General features: G+C 51.3%; 18 protein-coding genes. 9 read left to right on the forward strand and 9 right to left on the reverse strand.

The features are described 5' to 3' along the window. Nucleotides 1-86 precede the first annotated feature (86 nt). Both A7E48_RS00875 and A7E48_RS00880 read left to right on the forward strand, forming a co-directional pair. A complete protein-coding gene (locus A7E48_RS00875) occupies nucleotides 87-533 on the forward strand; it encodes a hypothetical protein (RefSeq protein ID WP_068168234.1) in 447 nt (148 codons plus the stop codon). A gap of 28 nt (nucleotides 534-561) precedes the next feature. Beyond that, entirely contained in the window at nucleotides 562-1,500 is a 939-nt protein-coding gene (locus A7E48_RS00880; protein WP_068168236.1) for a LysR substrate-binding domain-containing protein, read from the forward strand. 46 nt (nucleotides 1,501-1,546) lie between these two features. Here A7E48_RS00880 and A7E48_RS00885 read toward each other — a convergent pair whose 3' ends face one another. After that, the gene (locus tag A7E48_RS00885; RefSeq protein WP_233125928.1) at nucleotides 1,547-2,683 is read right to left on the reverse strand and encodes a mechanosensitive ion channel family protein; all 1,137 of its coding nucleotides are present in this window, start codon (nucleotides 2,681-2,683) and stop codon (nucleotides 1,547-1,549) included. A gap of 16 nt (nucleotides 2,684-2,699) precedes the next feature. On the opposite strand from A7E48_RS00885, the gene A7E48_RS00890 reads away from it, so the two are divergent. Genes A7E48_RS00890 through A7E48_RS00900 form a run of 3 tightly spaced genes read left to right on the forward strand, consistent with a single transcriptional unit; the run spans nucleotide 2,700 to nucleotide 5,576 of the window. After that, nucleotides 2,700-3,203, forward strand: coding sequence for an NUDIX hydrolase (locus A7E48_RS00890; RefSeq protein WP_083147094.1), 504 nt, complete (start codon nucleotides 2,700-2,702; stop codon nucleotides 3,201-3,203). After that, nucleotides 3,197-4,345 carry a glycine betaine ABC transporter substrate-binding protein gene (locus A7E48_RS00895; RefSeq protein ID WP_068168239.1) on the forward strand — a complete coding sequence of 383 codons (1,149 nt, stop codon included), beginning with the start codon at nucleotides 3,197-3,199 and terminating at the stop codon, nucleotides 4,343-4,345. The genes A7E48_RS00890 and A7E48_RS00895 overlap by 7 nt, the downstream gene beginning before the upstream one ends. Nucleotides 4,346-4,355: 10 nt before the next feature. Beyond that, nucleotides 4,356-5,576: a pyridoxal phosphate-dependent aminotransferase gene (locus tag A7E48_RS00900; RefSeq protein WP_068168241.1), complete on the forward strand. Its 1,221-nt coding sequence runs from the start codon at nucleotides 4,356-4,358 to the stop codon at nucleotides 5,574-5,576. A 106-nt stretch (nucleotides 5,577-5,682) separates the two neighbouring features. Here A7E48_RS00900 and A7E48_RS00905 read toward each other — a convergent pair whose 3' ends face one another. After that, nucleotides 5,683-5,967, reverse strand: a complete 285-nt coding sequence (locus A7E48_RS00905; RefSeq protein ID WP_068168244.1) for an exodeoxyribonuclease VII small subunit — start codon at nucleotides 5,965-5,967, stop codon at nucleotides 5,683-5,685. Nucleotides 5,968-5,976: 9 nt separating this feature from the next. Then, entirely contained in the window at nucleotides 5,977-7,287 is a 1,311-nt protein-coding gene (gene xseA / locus A7E48_RS00910; RefSeq protein ID WP_068168247.1) for an exodeoxyribonuclease VII large subunit, read from the reverse strand. Nucleotides 7,288-7,416: 129 nt separating this feature from the next. Between xseA and A7E48_RS00915 the strand changes: the two genes are divergently transcribed. Together A7E48_RS00915 and A7E48_RS00920 are read left to right on the forward strand one after the other, a co-directional pair. After that, nucleotides 7,417-8,562, forward strand: a complete 1,146-nt coding sequence (locus A7E48_RS00915) for a hypothetical protein (protein WP_068168250.1) — start codon at nucleotides 7,417-7,419, stop codon at nucleotides 8,560-8,562. A 10-nt stretch (nucleotides 8,563-8,572) separates the two neighbouring features. Then, nucleotides 8,573-9,670: a 4-hydroxy-3-methylbut-2-enyl diphosphate reductase gene (locus A7E48_RS00920; RefSeq protein WP_068168252.1), complete on the forward strand. Its 1,098-nt coding sequence runs from the start codon at nucleotides 8,573-8,575 to the stop codon at nucleotides 9,668-9,670. A gap of 190 nt (nucleotides 9,671-9,860) precedes the next feature. Here A7E48_RS00920 and A7E48_RS00925 read toward each other — a convergent pair whose 3' ends face one another. Further along, complete coding sequence (locus A7E48_RS00925) at nucleotides 9,861-11,375, reverse strand: DNA recombination protein RmuC (protein ID WP_068168256.1); 1,515 nt, start codon at nucleotides 11,373-11,375, stop codon at nucleotides 9,861-9,863. 298 nt (nucleotides 11,376-11,673) lie between these two features. Between A7E48_RS00925 and A7E48_RS00930 the strand changes: the two genes are divergently transcribed. After that, nucleotides 11,674-12,000 (forward strand): multidrug efflux SMR transporter, encoded by a 327-nt coding sequence (locus A7E48_RS00930; RefSeq protein ID WP_068168259.1) that lies wholly within the window; start codon nucleotides 11,674-11,676, stop codon nucleotides 11,998-12,000. On the opposite strand, the gene A7E48_RS00935 is transcribed toward A7E48_RS00930, so the two are convergent. From A7E48_RS00935 to A7E48_RS00950, 4 genes are read right to left on the reverse strand one after another with little or no spacing between them, the layout of a single operon-like run. Then, complete coding sequence (locus A7E48_RS00935; RefSeq protein ID WP_068168262.1) at nucleotides 11,997-12,608, reverse strand: response regulator transcription factor; 612 nt, start codon at nucleotides 12,606-12,608, stop codon at nucleotides 11,997-11,999. The genes A7E48_RS00930 and A7E48_RS00935 overlap by 4 nt on opposite strands. Further along, complete coding sequence (locus tag A7E48_RS00940) at nucleotides 12,605-13,714, reverse strand: sensor histidine kinase (RefSeq protein ID WP_068168266.1); 1,110 nt, start codon at nucleotides 13,712-13,714, stop codon at nucleotides 12,605-12,607. Before A7E48_RS00940 ends, A7E48_RS00935 begins: the two co-directional genes overlap by 4 nt. A 40-nt stretch (nucleotides 13,715-13,754) precedes the next feature. After that, complete coding sequence (locus A7E48_RS00945; RefSeq protein WP_068168269.1) at nucleotides 13,755-14,519, reverse strand: ABC transporter permease; 765 nt, start codon at nucleotides 14,517-14,519, stop codon at nucleotides 13,755-13,757. An 8-nt stretch (nucleotides 14,520-14,527) separates the two neighbouring features. Next, nucleotides 14,528-15,451, reverse strand: a complete 924-nt coding sequence (locus tag A7E48_RS00950) for an ABC transporter ATP-binding protein (RefSeq protein WP_068168271.1) — start codon at nucleotides 15,449-15,451, stop codon at nucleotides 14,528-14,530. Between the two features lie 151 nt (nucleotides 15,452-15,602). Between A7E48_RS00950 and ychF the strand changes: the two genes are divergently transcribed. Further along, on the forward strand, nucleotides 15,603-16,688 hold the full coding sequence (gene ychF / locus A7E48_RS00955; protein WP_068168274.1) for a redox-regulated ATPase YchF: 1,086 nt from the start codon (nucleotides 15,603-15,605) through the stop codon (nucleotides 16,686-16,688). 67 nt (nucleotides 16,689-16,755) lie between these two features. On the opposite strand, the gene A7E48_RS00960 is transcribed toward ychF, so the two are convergent. After that, nucleotides 16,756-17,057, reverse strand: a 302-nt coding sequence (locus A7E48_RS00960) for an IS3 family transposase (protein ID WP_141669323.1), incomplete at its 5' end; no start/stop codon positions are given.

Raw genomic sequence — 17,057 nt, forward strand, 5'->3', positions numbered from 1 at the left:
GGAATCACCTCACCCTATGCTGTTCTTCACGCCGAGCAAAGAAGCAGATAGCTCCGAGGGAAGACCACACAGGTAGTATTGAATGCGTGTTCGAATGGATCGACAGCTTGCACTGGTCCTTAGCAATCGTTTTCTTTTGGATCATAGGAATCCTTCGCACCAGCATCGTATTCGCTCTAGGGTGGAGCGCCTCTGCCGGTACCGAACGATTTAAACGACTTCAACGAGCTATGGATAGCCCCATCTACCGGCGCGCGCAAGCATTTATCAACCAATGGGGCGCCCTTGCTGTGCCCCTGTGCTTTATCACGGTCGGATTTCAGACCGCCGTCATCCTAACTACCGGGTTCACCCGTATGCCCTTAATTCGCTGGATTCCCGCCATGCTTTTGGGAACTCTGCTCTGGGGAATCATCTATGGCACTATAGGCATGGCAGTCTTCTGGGCATGGCTCGAAAGACCCTTTATGGCCCTGGCGCTCATTGCAGTGGTGGTACTGGTGATTATCGTCGTGCGGCGTCGTCAAAAATAAGACCTGCAGACCGTGCTACCTTTGCGGTATGACTCTTGTGCACCTGGAAGATTTTCATCCGCTGCTACTTCAGCCGGAGAAAGCAGAATATATTGGCTGGGCGCCGGACGCCGAACAACTGCGCGTGGGATATGTACCGGGTGTTATGCCTGGAAAATGGTTCAACCGCTGGCATCAGCGCTATGACATTCACCGCGCCCTTATAGAAATTCCCCTGGCGGAAAAGCGCGGAGTTGATGCGCTGAACCAAACCCATGAAGGAAATCCGTTAGCGCACATGGTGTTGTTGCGTCCAGAAGAAGAACCCGACTGCTTAGATAAGAAACGCTTTCACGCTATTAATCTCTACCGGGAAAAGCAAGTAGTAGTGCTTCCTACCGATCATGTGCTTACTGTATATGAAGATTCTGTTCCGCTGGCAGAACTTGCGGAAGAATTCATGCTTCAAGACCCTCAAACGGTACCGCAGTGGGCAGAAATTTCTGCTGCTTATCGGCAGGCGAATCCGCAGAAGTTACCGGCGACGCGCCATATTCACGATGCGGTTGAGCTGGTGGCAGCGGGACTGGGGCTACTTATCGTTCCGCTATCGGTCGCTCGTTATCACCACCGTAAAGATTTGACCTACCGGTATGTTGAAGAGCTGGATGAATCGGCCGTCAGCCTGGTGTGGGAGCGAAAATTCCGCTCGAATGAGGACGAACAGATCATCCAAGATTTTGTGGGTATTTGCCGCGGACGCACGGCGGGATCAGACCGAGGATCTGAAAGCCTGCAAACCCTCAAAGAAAAAGCCGCGAGGGAAAAAGAAGAAGCCAAGCAAAAACGACGTGCGGCGAATGCGCGCCGGGAAACCCGGGACCGCAAGGCGCGTAACGCCAAAAACAATGGAAATGTCCGCCAACCTCAAGCTCAAAAGGGCAAGAGTGCTCCACCGCGCGGTTCAGGCGGCCGCAAGAAGCGCTAGAGAAAACCCACCTCAGCCTTGTGGCTGAGGTGGGTAGAAAACTCTCTTAGGAAGAAGCTTCGCCGGGTTCAGGATGTATTCGAGCAACCACGGGCATTTCCTGGGTCTTAGGATTGAATGTTCGAACCAGCGACTGGTTAGCTAGCGGAATACGAGCCCCGTTTTCATCGAGAGCCCGCTTCAGCGCCACTCGTAACACCCGCGCTACAGCCCACTGTTCACTGGGCGCGGTCTTAACAGAGATACGCAGGGTAAGAGATTCACCGGTCACAGATTCCACCCCGAGAACCTCTGGCTCGCCCATAATCGAGCGTTTAATATCCGGGTTGCTCAGTGCGCGGTGCGCAGCTTGGAGTAGGATTTCACTAATTTCTTCGATGTCCGAATCGTAAGGGACAGGCAAATCGATATTGGTACGCGCCCAGCCCTGAGAAGAGTTACCCACCCTCAAAATTTCGCCATTGCGCACATGCCAGAGCGTACCGTTGACGTCGCGTACCTGAGTGGTTCTCAACCCGACTGCTTCAACTGTGCCGGAGGCTTCGCCCAAATCGACGACGTCCCCAATTCCTAGCTGGTCTTCTGCCACAATAAAAATACCCGAGAGAAAATCTTTCACCAGTGATTGCGCACCGAAAGAGAGCGCCACGCCGGCGATACCCGCCGAAGCAATAACTGGGGCTATATTGAATCCCAGTTCAGAAATAATCATGACGATAGCAACGGTCCAAATCACGATGGCCGAAACCGAGCGAAGAACGGAACCCACCGTTTTGGCGCGTTGGGACTGACGCGAATTGCTCTGCAGATTATCGGGCACATACTGAGTTGCCTGCGTGTGCGGGTCTTTAGCAGGAACAATTCGGTATCTTGTTCCCTTGGCCACTTGGTCGGTGATATGCCGAACGGCAACCCCCAGCGCAAGTCGCAGAATCATAGCCCCCACGATGATAAGCACGATACGCAACGGCTTATCCAACCAAAAGTCAGTACTCAGCACTCGCTGAAACAGATGAGTCGTTTCATCCGCAGTGTTTTCTAGCGTATAAATATCACCGGTGAGGGCTGCGCCCAATGGAAAAAGAAGCATATTTTTAAGAGTACTCACCGCGAGCGCAAACCCCACAATTTCTGGGGAGTTTTCAGAGAACATTGACTGTACTGTGAGGAGTAGCTGAGACATTCGTTAAGATAGAACCATGCCCCTCGTTATGGATACCAGACCTGCCGCCTACTGCGTGATTGTGCGCGAAGGCAAGATACTTCTTACTCATTTTTCAACGGTCACCGCTGCGGGGCATCGCATTTCTGGGTGGACTCTACCCGGCGGAGGAATGGAAAGAGGGGAACAGCCTGAGCAGACTGCCCTTCGAGAAGTCTTTGAAGAAACCGGTTATGAGGCACAGGTTGACGGGCTAGTGGGTGTGCACGCGGGGTATTCTGATCGCCCAGATGGTTCCACCTTTTGTGCTTTGCGCACTGTTTTTACTGCTCGAATTGTCTCTGGCGAATTCGCAATCGAAGCTGACGGTAGCACTAACGACGCTCGATGGGTTCCCCTGAACGAGCTCGACCTCTATATCCCACAGGCTTCAAAACATTCAATGTCACCGCATTTTCTGACTGCCGTAGTAGCCATGATGGGTTTCGATTCTGCCCTGGACTGGAGCAAAGCCGTGGAAAAGGAGCTACCTGCATGCTGAACCTCTCTCACACCCTCTCTCGACGACGCGCGGTAGCTTTGAGTAGCGTCGGACTCCTTGCAGCCCTGAGTGGCTGCGGTGGTACAGGTGGGATCCAAGAAGACCCTCAAGCCGCGGAATTTGGAACCATCAAAATCTCTAAGGGACTCTCCCAGGAAACTGAAACGGTAGCTAATATCTATGCGCAGGCACTTCAAGAAGCGGGCTACTCTGTTGAAATCGTAGATACCGGCGATACCCGCGAAGACTACCTCAACGCCATGGGCGGGTTGGAAGAACCAGAGGCATCTACCGCCTCAGCTTCTCCCACCGGAATTACACCTTCTGCCGATCCAGCAACAGTCGATCTCACCCCTGATTATTCGGGTAATTTGTTGTACGAGCTGACTGACAACGGCGCTTTTAGTACTGCTTATATCGAACAGCAACGTAAAGCCTCTGCAGAAGCAACTCAGTCTGCCTCCGCTGAAGTCACCTCCGCTGAATCCGCTGAAGCAAATGAAACCCCCACCGCTTTAGCCACACCATCACCCCAGGAAACCTCCCTGCAAGCGCCCTCTATGTCCTCTAGCGACATCCTCGATTCCATTGACCGCCTGCTACCCAGCACCCTGCAGTTACTGGCAGCTTCGGACGGCCAAAACCGCGATGCGCTCGTCGTCACTCAAGCTACAGCTGCTAAATACGAACTTAACTCCATGACGGATCTCAGCGACTTCTGTAAAAAACTAACCTTCGGAGTCACCACAAAATTTAGTGAGAAACCCCATGGGCTGAAAGCACTCTCAGAGTATTATCAGTGCAAACCAAAAGCTGTAAAAATCTTTGACGATCAAACAGAGCTCTCCCGAGCACTGGCGTCCAACGAGGTACAGGTAGCGGATATATATTCGGCATCGTCTCAAATCAGCCAAAACGCATATAAAGTTCTGGACGATCCCGCAGGAATCTTTATTCCCCAGCAAATCGTGCCGATTATGCGCGTCAATGAGTTGCCCTCCAGCGCTCAAAACGCCGTCAATACCGTATCCCGTCAAATCACAACCGATGATCTCAAAACCTTTGACAGACTGACCCACGGCTCAGAAGCAATGACACCCGAAGAAGTGGCAAAATTCTGGCTCGAACGTTCAACGGAGTAACCTAGGCACTATGGCATCTTTTAAACAATCCGCAAAACTTCAAAACGTTCTCTACGATATCCGTGGACCGGTACTCGATGAAGCTCAGCGTATGGAATCACAAGGGCACCGTATTCTCAAGCTCAATATCGGTAACCCCGCGCCGTTTGGCTTTGAAGCCCCAGATGCCATCATGATGGATATTATCCAGCACCTTCCCGAAACGCAGGGCTACTCTGATTCACGTGGTCTCTACTCGGCGCGTACCGCCATTGTGCAGTACTACCAGACCAAGGGAATTCTGAACCTCGAACCTAACGACGTTTATCTGGGTAACGGCGTTTCCGAGCTGATTCCCATGACCTTGCAGGCACTGTTAGATCCGGGCGACGAAATTCTTATTCCAACCCCTGACTACCCGCTGTGGACGGCATCCACTGCGCTCGCCGGTGGAACTCCGGTGCATTACCTGTGCTCGGAAGAGGACGACTGGCAACCAGACCTTGAAGACATCCGCTCAAAGATTACCGAACACACCAAGGGAATTGTGGTCATCAACCCCAATAACCCCACCGGTGCGGTCTATAGCAAGGAAGTTCTGCAATCCATCGTAGATATTGCCTATGAATTTGGGCTCATCATTTTCACCGATGAAATCTACGAAAAAATTACCTATGACGGCGTTGAAGCCATCAACATGGCAACTCTGACCAAAGACGACGTCCTGTGCCTCACCTTTTCCGGACTCTCCAAGGCATACCGCGTGTGCGGTTACCGCGCTGGCTGGGTTGCCATCACCGGCCCCAAATACGCAGCCCGAGACTACATTCAGGGCATCAATCTGCTGGCATCCATGCGGCTGTGTGCAAACGTGCCCGCCCAGCATGCCATTCAAACGGCGCTGGGGGGTTACCAGTCTATTAATGATCTGATTCTGCCCGGTGGACGCCTCAAAGAGCAACGCGATCTTTCCTTTAAGATGCTCAACGAAATCGACGGCGTGAGCACCAAGCAGGCGGACGGCGCGCTGTATCTCTTCCCGCGCATCGACACCGATAAATTCAACATCACCAGCGATGAGCAGTTTGCCTTTGACCTGCTGAAAGAACAGAAAATTCTCGTCAGCCACGGATTAGCCTTCAACTGGAAGCAACCGGACCACTTCCGCCTGGTTTTCTTGCCCGATACCCAGACTTTAAAGTCCGCATTGGAGCGGCTGGGGAATTTCCTTGATGACTACAAGCAGAACTAGGCAGTCTTTTGCGCTGATTGAGCGCTAGTTCTTCTGAAAGACCGGTGTCCCTGGTGGGGTTCACCGGTCTTTTGTCTGTTACTTGAGATGGGCTACTCCCAACGCTCTATTCGGTATCTGAGGATGAACGCGCCTCTTTAGCTGCAGTAAGACGTTGACGGGCGCCGTCCAACCACGCTTCACAGCGGGTAGCAAGTTGCTCCCCACGCTCCCACAAAGCAATAGTTTCTTCCAAATTCGAAGACCCTGACTCCATGCGCGAAACCACCTGCATGAGTTCTGAGCGAGCCTGCTCATAGGAGAGCTCTTCAACCGGTGCGCCCTGAGCGGAAACGCTGAATTCGATGTTCTGGGCTGCCCTTTTATGTTCGGTGTTATTCTGATCTGACATGATGTTTCCTTATTCTGATGTTGAGATATTTGAAGAGTAAGTGGCGGAGACTGTGGCTTCTGCCGATCCGTGCGCGGCACGCACAACAATCTGCTCACCAGGTTCTAGAACTGCGGCGTCTTTGACGAGCGTGCCGTCAGCTTTTTGAGTAAGCGTATAGCCACGCTCTAAAGTGTGCTGGGGTGATAGGGCCCGTACCCGGGCTTTGAACTGAAAGACGACGTCTGAGGCTCGATTAATCTGGAATTGTGCCGCAGCGAATCCCCGCGAGCGAAGCCGATCAATATCTTCTTCTCGTTGAAGCAACGTCGAATCAGGTTGAGCCAGCGCCGGTCGACTCCTCAGCTGTTCTAGCGCGTAACTTTCTCGTTCGATGAGCTGCTCTACAGAGCGTTGTAAATAGACTCTCGCTTGGGCAACGCGCAAACGTTCTTCTTCAACATCAGGCACTATTCGCTTTGCCGCGTCCGTAGGCGTAGACGCCCGTAAATCTGCAACGAAATCGAGAAGCGGAGAATCCGCTTCGTGCCCGATAGCAGAAACTACCGGAGTATCAGCGGCAAAGACAGCTCTTACCAGCGCTTCTTCGGAGAAAGGCAATAGATCTTCCATAGAACCGCCGCCGCGAGCAATCACGATGAGGTCGACGTCGTCGCGCCCATCAAGCTCCTGAAGAGCTTCAGTGACCTGCCGGAGCGCGTGCACTCCCTGTACCGCTACTTCACGAATTTCAAATTCGACAGAGGGCCAGCGCAGGGTGGCGTTGCGGATGACGTCTTTCTCCGCATCTGAATCTCGACCGGTAATCAGTCCAATCCGATGGGGCAGAACGGGCAGAGCTTTTTTGTGGTGAGCTTCGAAAAGCCCCTCTGCAGCGAGTTGCTGCCGTAACTTTTCGATTCTCTCTAACATGGTGCCCAAACCCACCGGTCGAATATCGTGACCGAGCATCGACAGCCTACCGGTCTTGACCCAAAAATCAGGTTTGAGCTGAACGACTACCCGCTGACCGCGCTCCAAATCGCTGGACAGACGGGCAGTTTCCTGGGCGAAAAGAGTGACCGGCACCGAAACTTCTTCATTGACGTCGCGCAACGTCAAATAGGTAACGCGCGCTCGCTTATTGAGTTCGATAATCTGCCCCTCCACCCAGGTAGGGGAGCACTGTGCAATATACCCATTGAGCTTGTGTGAAAGCATATGCAGCGGCCAGGGATTATCCGGGGTAGTTTGCGCAGCGCGCGCCGGTAAATCACGCCGAGCATCTGATGGACCGGCTGTGTTATCCGGAACCAAAGTGGGTTCGAGAGAATCGCTCATGCACATATCATGGCATCGACCACTGACATTTTAGAAAGTTTTTAGCTTCTGCCTGAAAAAATTTGAAACGTGGGCAGGTTGACTTTCAACTCACAGCGTAAATAGATATTGATTCTGTACGGTTAACACATGGCGAACCAACAGCATTCCGGTTCTTTTTCAGCGGAAGAACCATCTTCACGACCTCACGCGGCGTCGAGCAGAGCTCCTGAAAACTCAGGAAGCTGGCGCAATATTACGGTTGAAGCGGAAAACCGTAGAAGGCGACCAGCACCTTCTGTTACCGCGAAAGAGGCTTATGCAACGCGGCCCCGTCCGCGTTTTTCCGCTGCCCGTAAATTTTTGGCGGTTCTTTTGGCTCTGACGGCGCTTCTGCTGGGGGCTAGCGGTGCCACAGCCTATTGGGCTCAGAAAAACTTTGTTGAGCCCGCTGGATTTTCTGCCATCAGCGCCAACATGGCTCAAGACAAAGAATTTCAGCATGAGCTTGCCCAAGGCGTGGCTCACGACGTCATGCAATCTGACAACATCAAACAGTATTTGGGCAACGGCGATTCTAAAGATACGTTCAACCCCTTAGACATCATCGGATCCTTAAAAGACTGGGGTTATGACCGGGTTGAGGGCGTAGTAACAGGCGCGACGACGGCTGTTGTAGATTCGGAAAATTACCCCCAGGTATGGAATCAAGTCATGATGGACACTCACGCCTATAACCTGGACGAATCGAAAACAGACTCTGTTATTGACATCACGGCGGTTTACCAGCAAGTGGACCAACAGGTTGGCTCCATTATGGGATTTGACCCCGATTTAGTCGGTAGCGACCGCCACCTCATCACCTTGGATGCAACAAATGGTACGTCCCTGCGCGACGTCGTCACCGGTGTGAAAAATTTTGCTGCAACCTGGCAGACACAGCTTATTCTTGCAGCGGTTGCTCTTTTCCTAGCATTCTTGCTCTGGCCTCGTGGACGTCTTTTGTTTATCGGCATCGCGGTATTAATTGCTGGAGGGTTATTGTGGTTCGGTTCATTAGCCACCGAGGGAATATCTACGGCGGCTCGCTCGCTGAATTTAACGTCGAGCGTAGGGCAGGTCTTCATCCAAGGTCTAGCTAACCAGTACGCCCATTCGCTCTCAGGTTTTGCAGGATCGTATGTTGCTCCATTTTTGATTATTGGTGCGGTGCTTGTCGCGTTAGGTATTGCCGCTCAGATCGCGGGGCTCTCTACCAGGAACCGTTCCGCCCGCTCCCATTTCAGAACACAGTAGGATAGAGGGTATGTCCACAACACAGGTTGATTCTTCAGTATCACTCGGCTTTCCGCAGGTGCCTCGTACGCGCCGTTCTCGTGAAGAGATCGAAGCGGCTGCTGCAGTGAACGGAGAGAAAAAAGTTTTGCTCGCTGCCCCTCGTGGCTATTGCGCCGGGGTTGACCGCGCCGTCATCGCCGTTGAAAAAGCGCTGGAGCACTATGGGGCTCCGGTTTATGTGCGTAAGCAGATTGTTCATAACCGCCATGTGGTAGAGACCCTTGAATCTCAAGGCGCTATTTTCGTGGATGAGGTAGAAGAAGTGCCTGAGGGCGCTGTGACCGTCTTTTCGGCGCACGGTGTTTCACCTGCAGTTGTGAATGCTGCTGAAGAGCGTTCTTTGAATACGATTGACGCCACCTGCCCGCTGGTTAATAAGGTTCATCGTGAGGCGGTTCGGTTCGCCAAGCAGGATTACGATATCTTGCTGATTGGTCACACTGGCCACGAAGAAGTTGAAGGTACCGCGGGAGAAGCCCCAGAGCATATTCAGATTGTGAATTCACCGGATGAGGTGGATCAGGTGGTAGTACGTGATCCCGATAAGGTGGTTTGGCTGTCGCAGACGACTCTCTCCGTTGACGAGACCTTGGAGACTGTGGCGAAGTTGCGGGAGCGTTTCCCCTCTCTGCAGGATCCTCCGTCGGACGACATTTGCTATGCGACGTCTAACCGTCAGGGAGCTATCAAGGAGATTGCTCCGCAGGCGGATCTGGTGATTGTGGTGGGTTCGGCGAATTCATCCAATTCGGTGCGGTTGAAAGAGGTTGCTCTGGAGTACGGTGCGCGTCGTGCTGAGCGTGTTGACTTTGCTAACCAGGTTGATGAAGCCTGGTTTGAAGGTGTGGCGACGGTCGGGTTGACCTCCGGCGCTTCTGTGCCTGAGGTTCTGGTGGAGGACGTGTTGCGTCTTCTGGCTGATTATGGATATCAGGATGTTCAGCCGGTAGAGACCGCTAAGGAAGATATTTTGTTCTCTTTGCCGAAGGAGCTGCGCGCGGCGTTGAAGAATGACGGCGATACCAGCAATCAGTTGGGAGGACGAGGTGCGAAGCCGACCCGCTAACGGCGTAGCCTATAGCGGGTCGACTTCGCGACGAAGTCCTCATCCGTTAAAAAATCGCCCCAGTGGGGCGATTTTAGGATGTGAGGTGCGAAGCCGACCAGATGAGCTTCGCGGTTCCGAGCGTGCGAGGAAGTAAGAGCGAAGCGAATTGGGCAGGGCGTGAGCTCCTTTTTCAATCCAATCTCGTGATTTATTCGTTCCATGAGTCGTAGTCGAAGGGCTGCTCACCGTTTGGGTGGGCGGCTCTTTTGCTATCTGTGCCGTGGTCTATGGGGTGCTCGGTGATGATAGCGGGGCCGTCGTAGTCGTCGTCGAGTTCATCGTTGAAGCCTTCGGGATATTGGTCCCACAGCGGTACATTTTCGAAGGTGGGTTCGTAGGCTGATTGTTCTGGATCGAGGATGTGGTCGCTCGCATCTAAAGATGAAGGTTCTGGGTCGTCGAGATCGCCGTTGTTGAAGGCAGCTAGATACTGCTGATAGGAGTCGTCCGCTGCATCTGAGTTTGTTGTTTCGGCAGCGGAGTCGGTCTCGGATTCGTCGAGAAATTCGACGGCGGTAAGAGGCTTGACGGTGGAGCTAATAGGTTCGGTCTGTAAATCGTCCACGAGGTTTGCCGAATCTAGCTCGGCAATTTTTCGCGCGGTGACAAAGACGCGGGTTTCGAGGGAACCGACCAATCCGTTGTATGAATCGACCGTGCGGCTGAGCATACGACCCATGGACGCTAAATGTGAACCGGCTGTTCCTAGACGGTCGTACAGTTGCTTGGAGAGCATAAATAGTTCGCGGGCGTTATCGGTCAGCGCATCTTGACGCCAGGAGAACGAAATCGCTTTGAGCGAGGAAAGTAAAGAGACCGGCGAAACGAGTGCCACGTTCTTCGATGCGGCGTAGTCCAAAAGCGTGGGGTCTGCCGTCAGCGCAGCAGATAAGGCAGATTCAGCGGGTATAAAGCACAACACCAGTTCGGGAGAAGCCTCGAATCCAGCCCAGTATTTTTTATTCGCCAGCGCATCAACATGCGATTTCACTGCTTTAGAATGACGCAAAAGTTCGGCTTTTTTCAGCTGGTCGTCGTCGGCATCTTGCGCTCGTAAATAGGAATTCAGCGGTGCTTTGGAGTCGGCAACAATAGTTTTGTTGCCGGGTAGATAGATGACCATATCGGGGCGGACCACGCGGTCTTTATCTTTGCCACTGGTTGCGGTGGCTGAAACCTGCTCGGAGAAGGAAACATGGTCGGTCATCCCTGCCGCTTCAACCACGCGCCGCAGTTGTGCCTCGCCCCAAGTGCCGCGCGCAGAGCTGGAGCGCAGAGCGGTAGAAAGTGTTGAGGTGACGTCGCGCAGCTGTTCCTGTGTTTGTACAGAATTCTTCAATGCCTCGGATACTGAGCCAAACTGTTCGGCACGCTGGGTTTCCATCGAACGCACCGATTTTTCCATGGTGGCGAGCTGTAGTTTGACCGGGGCGAGTGCCTGAAGCACATCGGCATCGGCGCGGGAGCGTTCTTCTAAGGATTCCACGCGTTCTGCCAGCAAATCGCGGGCTTGCGACGCCGCCGCAAGATCGGCACGCAACTGGGAGTTTTCGTTCTGCAGGGCGCCGGATGAGCCAGCGCCCGCGCGTCCTAAAAACCAGCCCACCGCAATACCAAGAATGAGCGCCAGGGCTAGGGCAAGAACCAGGGTCAAAGAATTCATGGTTCAACATTGCCATGAGTGACTGACAAAATAAGAGTAATTAGCCGATCCTTGCAGAATTTCCCGTACGTCTCTGGTGAGATACCAGAAAATCACACGAGATACCGTTTCGAAACTGTACTTCGTGAACTTTTCTGGTACCTCATATGAGGTACTCGTTCAAAGTAGTAACTCAACCTTGTCGGTAGCGTTCATCGCCTCCACCACATGTTTTGCATCTGGGTTACACGAGAGATATCCTTATCTTCTAGGGAGGCTTCCCCTCAAAAATTCAACTGTTCTTCGAAAGTGGGCTCGTGTGCCTTATTTGTTTCTTGCGCTAGCTATTGGTGCTGAGCTGCTGGCAACTTCTTTGCTGAAAAATACGGATGGATTCACTAAATTACTGCCGACTTTGCTATGCCTGGGGCTCTTCGGGGTTTCTTTCTTTGGGCTAGCACAGGCAGTACGCGATATCCCGGTAGGCGTGGCTTATGCGATGTGGTCGGGTCTTGGAACCGCCGCAATCGTTGCCATTGGCGCTATCTTCTTAGGCGAACCGCTAACGGTTACCAAGGTCGTGGGCGTGGGCCTCATTATCGGCGGAGTGGTGCTGTTGAATCTTGGGGGAGCGGCGAGCCACTAAAGCCAGCCATTGTGTTCAGCCTGCTGAGCCGCATCAAAACGGTTTTCGGCATTGAGTTTTGCCATAGCGTTAGAAATATGGTTTCGCACAGTTCCCTGTGAGAGGCTGAGTTGCTTTGCTATAGCAACGATGGATGCCCCGCCGAGGGATGTCCGAAGCACCTCTTGTTCGCGCTCGCTAAGCGGTGATTGACCTAGGGCGAAACTTTCTGCCACTAGCCCGGGGTCAATCACTTTTAGACCGCTATTAATTTTCCTAATTGATTCTGCGAGTTGTGCTGCTGGAGTATCTTTGACGACGAAACCGCGGGCTCCAGCTTCAAGTGCACGGGCAAGATAACCTGGGCGGCCAAAAGTTGTGACGATTAGTGATTTGGTATCTGAACCTGTAGTCGTGAGTTGCTGAGCTACTTCTATACCGGTCAGCTCAGGCATTTCTATATCGAGTAGAGCCACATCGGGATTGAGCTGGTTAATATCTCTCAGCGCGCTCTGCCCGTTCCCACTACTTCCAATAACTTCTAAATCGGGTTGTAGATTCAATAGAACGCTCAGGGCGTCTCTAATCATTTGTTGATCGTCTGCAATATATAGTCTTATGGTCCTCATCCTGTGTTTCCTATCGAAGTGAAATTACCGTTCATTGACACCATGATTCTGGTCTGAGAACCGGTTACTACATGTAAATCTCCGCCTGCTTCAAGAACTCTATTGCGTAAACCGCTTAGCCCATTTCCTTCATCGATCTGTGCGTTGACTCCATTGTCGACAATTTCGATACGTTCGGGTTCTACGAAAACCCAACAAGCGGTGGCATGTGAATGACGCAAGATATTGGTGATTGATTCTCTGAGCACCCACGTAAATAATGTTGAATTATTACCGGCTTGGGCGGCTTCATCCGAGGAGGGTAAGCGGAACCGTATTTGAGCCGTTTCGAGTGCTCTTCTCGATGCTTCAATTTCCCCGGTAAGGTTAGGAGACTTCATGCGTGTCACAGTTGCTCTGACTTCGGCAAGGGCTGTGCGAGAAATAGTATTGATTTGCGCAAGTTCTTCTTTAGCTTGAGCCGGATCTGTTTCTACTAACACAGCAGCTACTTCAGCCTTTAAATTGATAACGGTTAGCGAATGTCCCAATAAATCATGGACATCCCGGGCGATTTTTTCGGAAGTTTGTGCTTCTAAGAGTTGATTGGCGAGTTCTCTTCTCTGATCTAGTCTCCAGTTCAGCAACGCCATAACGAGCACAAAGATTGCTCCAAAAAAGAAGCTATACCCACTGCTTCTAAATTCTGGTGGAAAAATAAAGGCGATACTGAGAAGCCCCACCACAGTAATGATCAACCCAACTGATATGCCAACTGAAGGCTTATTTTGAAATGCCCATTTAGCAACGAAATAAGTTGAAAAATAGATTGCCCACGGTCCTACAAAAATGAGCTGTATAAGAGCTGGGATCAGCAGTAGCAAGCTCCATTTGAGCGTGCGTTGCGGCTGAGTTTTGGCGGCGAGTAAATCATTGGCCCCGAAGGACACTAAATAGAGAGTGCAGAAGAGAAAAGTGGAGGTTATTGCGAGCCATTTTTGCCACGATTCAAGCGACGGGCTACCCCAAACTTCGGTAAGCGGGTAGAGCAAGAAAGCTAACCAGATTCCAGCAAAACCAACGGCGGTCCAGTTGAAGTTTTTGAAATTAAATTTGTGCACATCCATGGACTCTTTGCCCCAGTTTTCTTGATACTTAGAATTTACTTTAGCGAGCGTTGGCGCGTTTTCTGGTTTTGAGGCAGATTGCTACAAATATGCCACCCCATACCAGGGTATTGATGAGTGCATAGGCTAGCGGTTCATTGACAAACCAGGGGTTCTGTCCGGTGATTAAGGTGTCGCCGTGAGTAAAAGCAAAACGGGACAGCTCAGTGACTCCGTAAAGCGGAGTAAATCGAGCAATACTCATCATGCTTTCAGGCAGGGGACTGAAGGTTGTACCGAAAAAGGAAAAGAAGACGAGCAAACCGCTGCCGATAGATACAGCACGGGCATTTTTGAATACCTGGGCCAATGCCATTCCGTAAAAGCTAAAGATAGTGCAGCACACCACGGTAACCGCAGCACAAATGATTTGCTGTTCGATTGGAATTTCTGCACCGGTCATTGAACCAAAAATATTGACAATGATGACGGGCAACATGGTGGTAATTAGCGCGATTACACATTTACTGAGCAATATATGTTTCCACCTAATGGGTGTAAGAGCGAGTTGTCTACCCCACCCTGATTCTATTTCTAGTACTGCGGTGCCCGATGCAGACAATGCACCGGTGACTGCACCATAAACCGCCATGCCCAACATGACGTATGCTGAGACATTTCCATCATGAAATGGCTGGGTTCCATAACTTTGGGCTGCTCCAAAGAGTAGATACATACCTGCGGGCATCACAATAATGCCAAATAGCGTGGAAAAGTTTAAAATTGCCTGTTTGATATCTAGGGCAATAAATCGTGAGAGTTTCATGATGGTCCTTAGATAGCTGCTAATGAGTTATGGGTCAGTTCTTTGAAGATTTGTTCGACCGATGGTTTATGTATTTCCAGATTCGAAATCTCATAATTGTTCAGGAGATAACGAGCCACATCTTCAGGGTTCTGGCTACTGAGCGAGATAGTTTTGGCATGAGATTCAATATCAAACACTGAATAATCTTGAGAAAGTTCAGCGAGTAGCTTTTCTTGCTCTGATTGCTTCATATCAAAGCTAATACGAGAGGTTCCAGAAGCATTCTGTAATGACGTTGTACTTTGATCTGCAAGTACTTTTCCGGCTCCCATAATGATGATTCGTTCTGCGAATTCTTGAGCTTCTTCAAGATAATGCGTCGCAAATATGATGGTGGTTCCTTGTCGAGCAAGCTGTTGCATTGCTGTCCAAAAATCTTGTCTGGCGTTGACATCCATCCCAGTTGTGGGCTCATCAAGAATGAGCAGTTGCGGTTGAGCAAGTAGTGCTATTGCAAATTTTATTTTTTGTTGTTGTCCACCTGAGCACTTTTCAATTTTCCGTTGCGCAAATTCCGTGACACCGGCAACTTCCATTGCAGCCTCAACATTGACCTTGTGAGGATAAGTGGCGGCAACCATTTCAATCTGGTCTTTAACTTTTAGAGTTTTGAGGAGACCGCCCGTTTGAAGAATTGCGCCAACTTTTCCTTGCTGAATGGCGGTTGATCGTTCCTCTTCGAAGAGAGAAACTGTGCCTTCATTGGGGTCTGAAATTCCCAAAATGATGTCAATGAGCGTGCTCTTCCCCGCGCCGTTTTCTCCGAGCAGAGCAACAATTTCTCCTGAACCTATGGAGAAGCTGGCGTTCTGGACCGCGTGAACAGTGCCACCACGGGTGGTGAAAGTCTTTGATACTTGGTGCACTGAAAGTGCTGTTTCGTTCTTCATGGTTCAAGTATCGAACGCTTTCTTGCACCGGCTTTATACGTTTTGTCACTGATTTAGACTGACATTTGTCATGGTCTAAAGTTTGGTTTAGAGATACTTCACTCGCCCGGATTCTTAGGGCTTGCACATCAAAGAAGGTAAGGTAAAACCTGTGGCTTTAACTATCGGAATTGTGGGTCTGCCCAACGTCGGCAAATCGACCCTTTTTAATGCATTGACCAAGAACACCGTTCTGGCGGCGAACTACCCCTTCGCAACCATCGAACCTAACATCGGCGTCGTGAACCTCCCAGACTCGCGCTTGAACCGTTTGGCTGAAATTTTCAGTTCCGAACGCATTCTGCCTGCAACCGTGTCCTTCGTGGATATCGCGGGCATCGTGCGTGGTGCATCTGAAGGCGAAGGGTTGGGCAACCGGTTCCTCGCCAACATCCGCGACGCGCAGGCAATTGCGCAGGTTGTTCGCGTGTTCGACGACCCCGACGTCATTCACGTAGACGGCAAAGTTGACCCCGTTTCCGATATGGAAACCATCAACACCGAGCTCGTTCTAGCAGACATGCAGACTCTCGAAAACGCTATTCCTCGCCTCGAAAAGGCTGTGAAGATTAAGAAGGGCAACGCCGCCGCACTTGAGGAATACAAGAAGGCTCAGAAAGTTCTTGAAGAGGGGCATACCCTTATTTCCCAGCAAAAAGAAGCTGGTCTAGATTTCTCCCTGCTCAAAGAATTGAACCTTCTCACCACCAAGCCTTTCATCTACGTGTTCAATGCAGACGAAGGTGTTTTGGGCTCTGAAGAAAAGCAGCAGGAACTGCGCAATCTCGTTGCACCTGCAGAAGCCGTATTCCTGGACGCAAAACTCGAAGCTGACTTGGTCGAACTTTCAGACGAAGAAGCTGCAGAGATGCTTGAAATGAGTGGACAGGACGAGTCCGGTCTAGATCAGCTTGCGCGCGTTGGCTTCTCCACACTGGGATTGCAGACTTACCTCACCGCAGGTCCGAAAGAATCACGCGCTTGGACCATTAACCAGGGCGATACCGCTCCTCAGGCAGCGGGTGTTATTCACACCGACTTTGAGCGTGGTTTCATCAAGGCTGAAGTTGTGTCCTTTGAAGATTTGGACGCCGCCGGTTCAATGGCGGAGGCAAAGTCTCGCGGTAAAGTCCGCATGGAAGGTAAAGACTACATCATGCATGATGGCGACGTCGTGGAATTCCGCTTCAACGTCTAGTCTCTAGAACACTAAAAAGCCCCTGGTCTCGCATGAACTGGCCCCCGAAAGTTGGACTGGTTTTATTCTAGGCGGTTAGAGGCTTTAGGGTCTGGTTCCGGTATTGCATCGGAGTCAGGCCCTTGAGTCGTTTTTGGATGCGTTCATGGTTGTACCAACGGATGTAGTCATCAATTGCGTGGTAGAACGTCTCCAGACTGGTGAATGATTCCCCGTGGTACATCTCTGATTTGAGGTGTCCGAAGAAGTTTTCCATTACCGCATTGTCGTAACAGTTTCCTTTCCTTGACATCGATTGTGTGCCACCGATAGCTGTGATGAGTGTGCGCCAGCTGGAATGTTGATATTGGAATCCTTGGTCGGTATGTA

It is taken from the genome of Rothia sp. ND6WE1A, from assembly GCF_001683935.1.
Classification (GTDB): Bacteria; Actinomycetota; Actinomycetes; order Actinomycetales; family Micrococcaceae; genus Rothia; species Rothia amarae.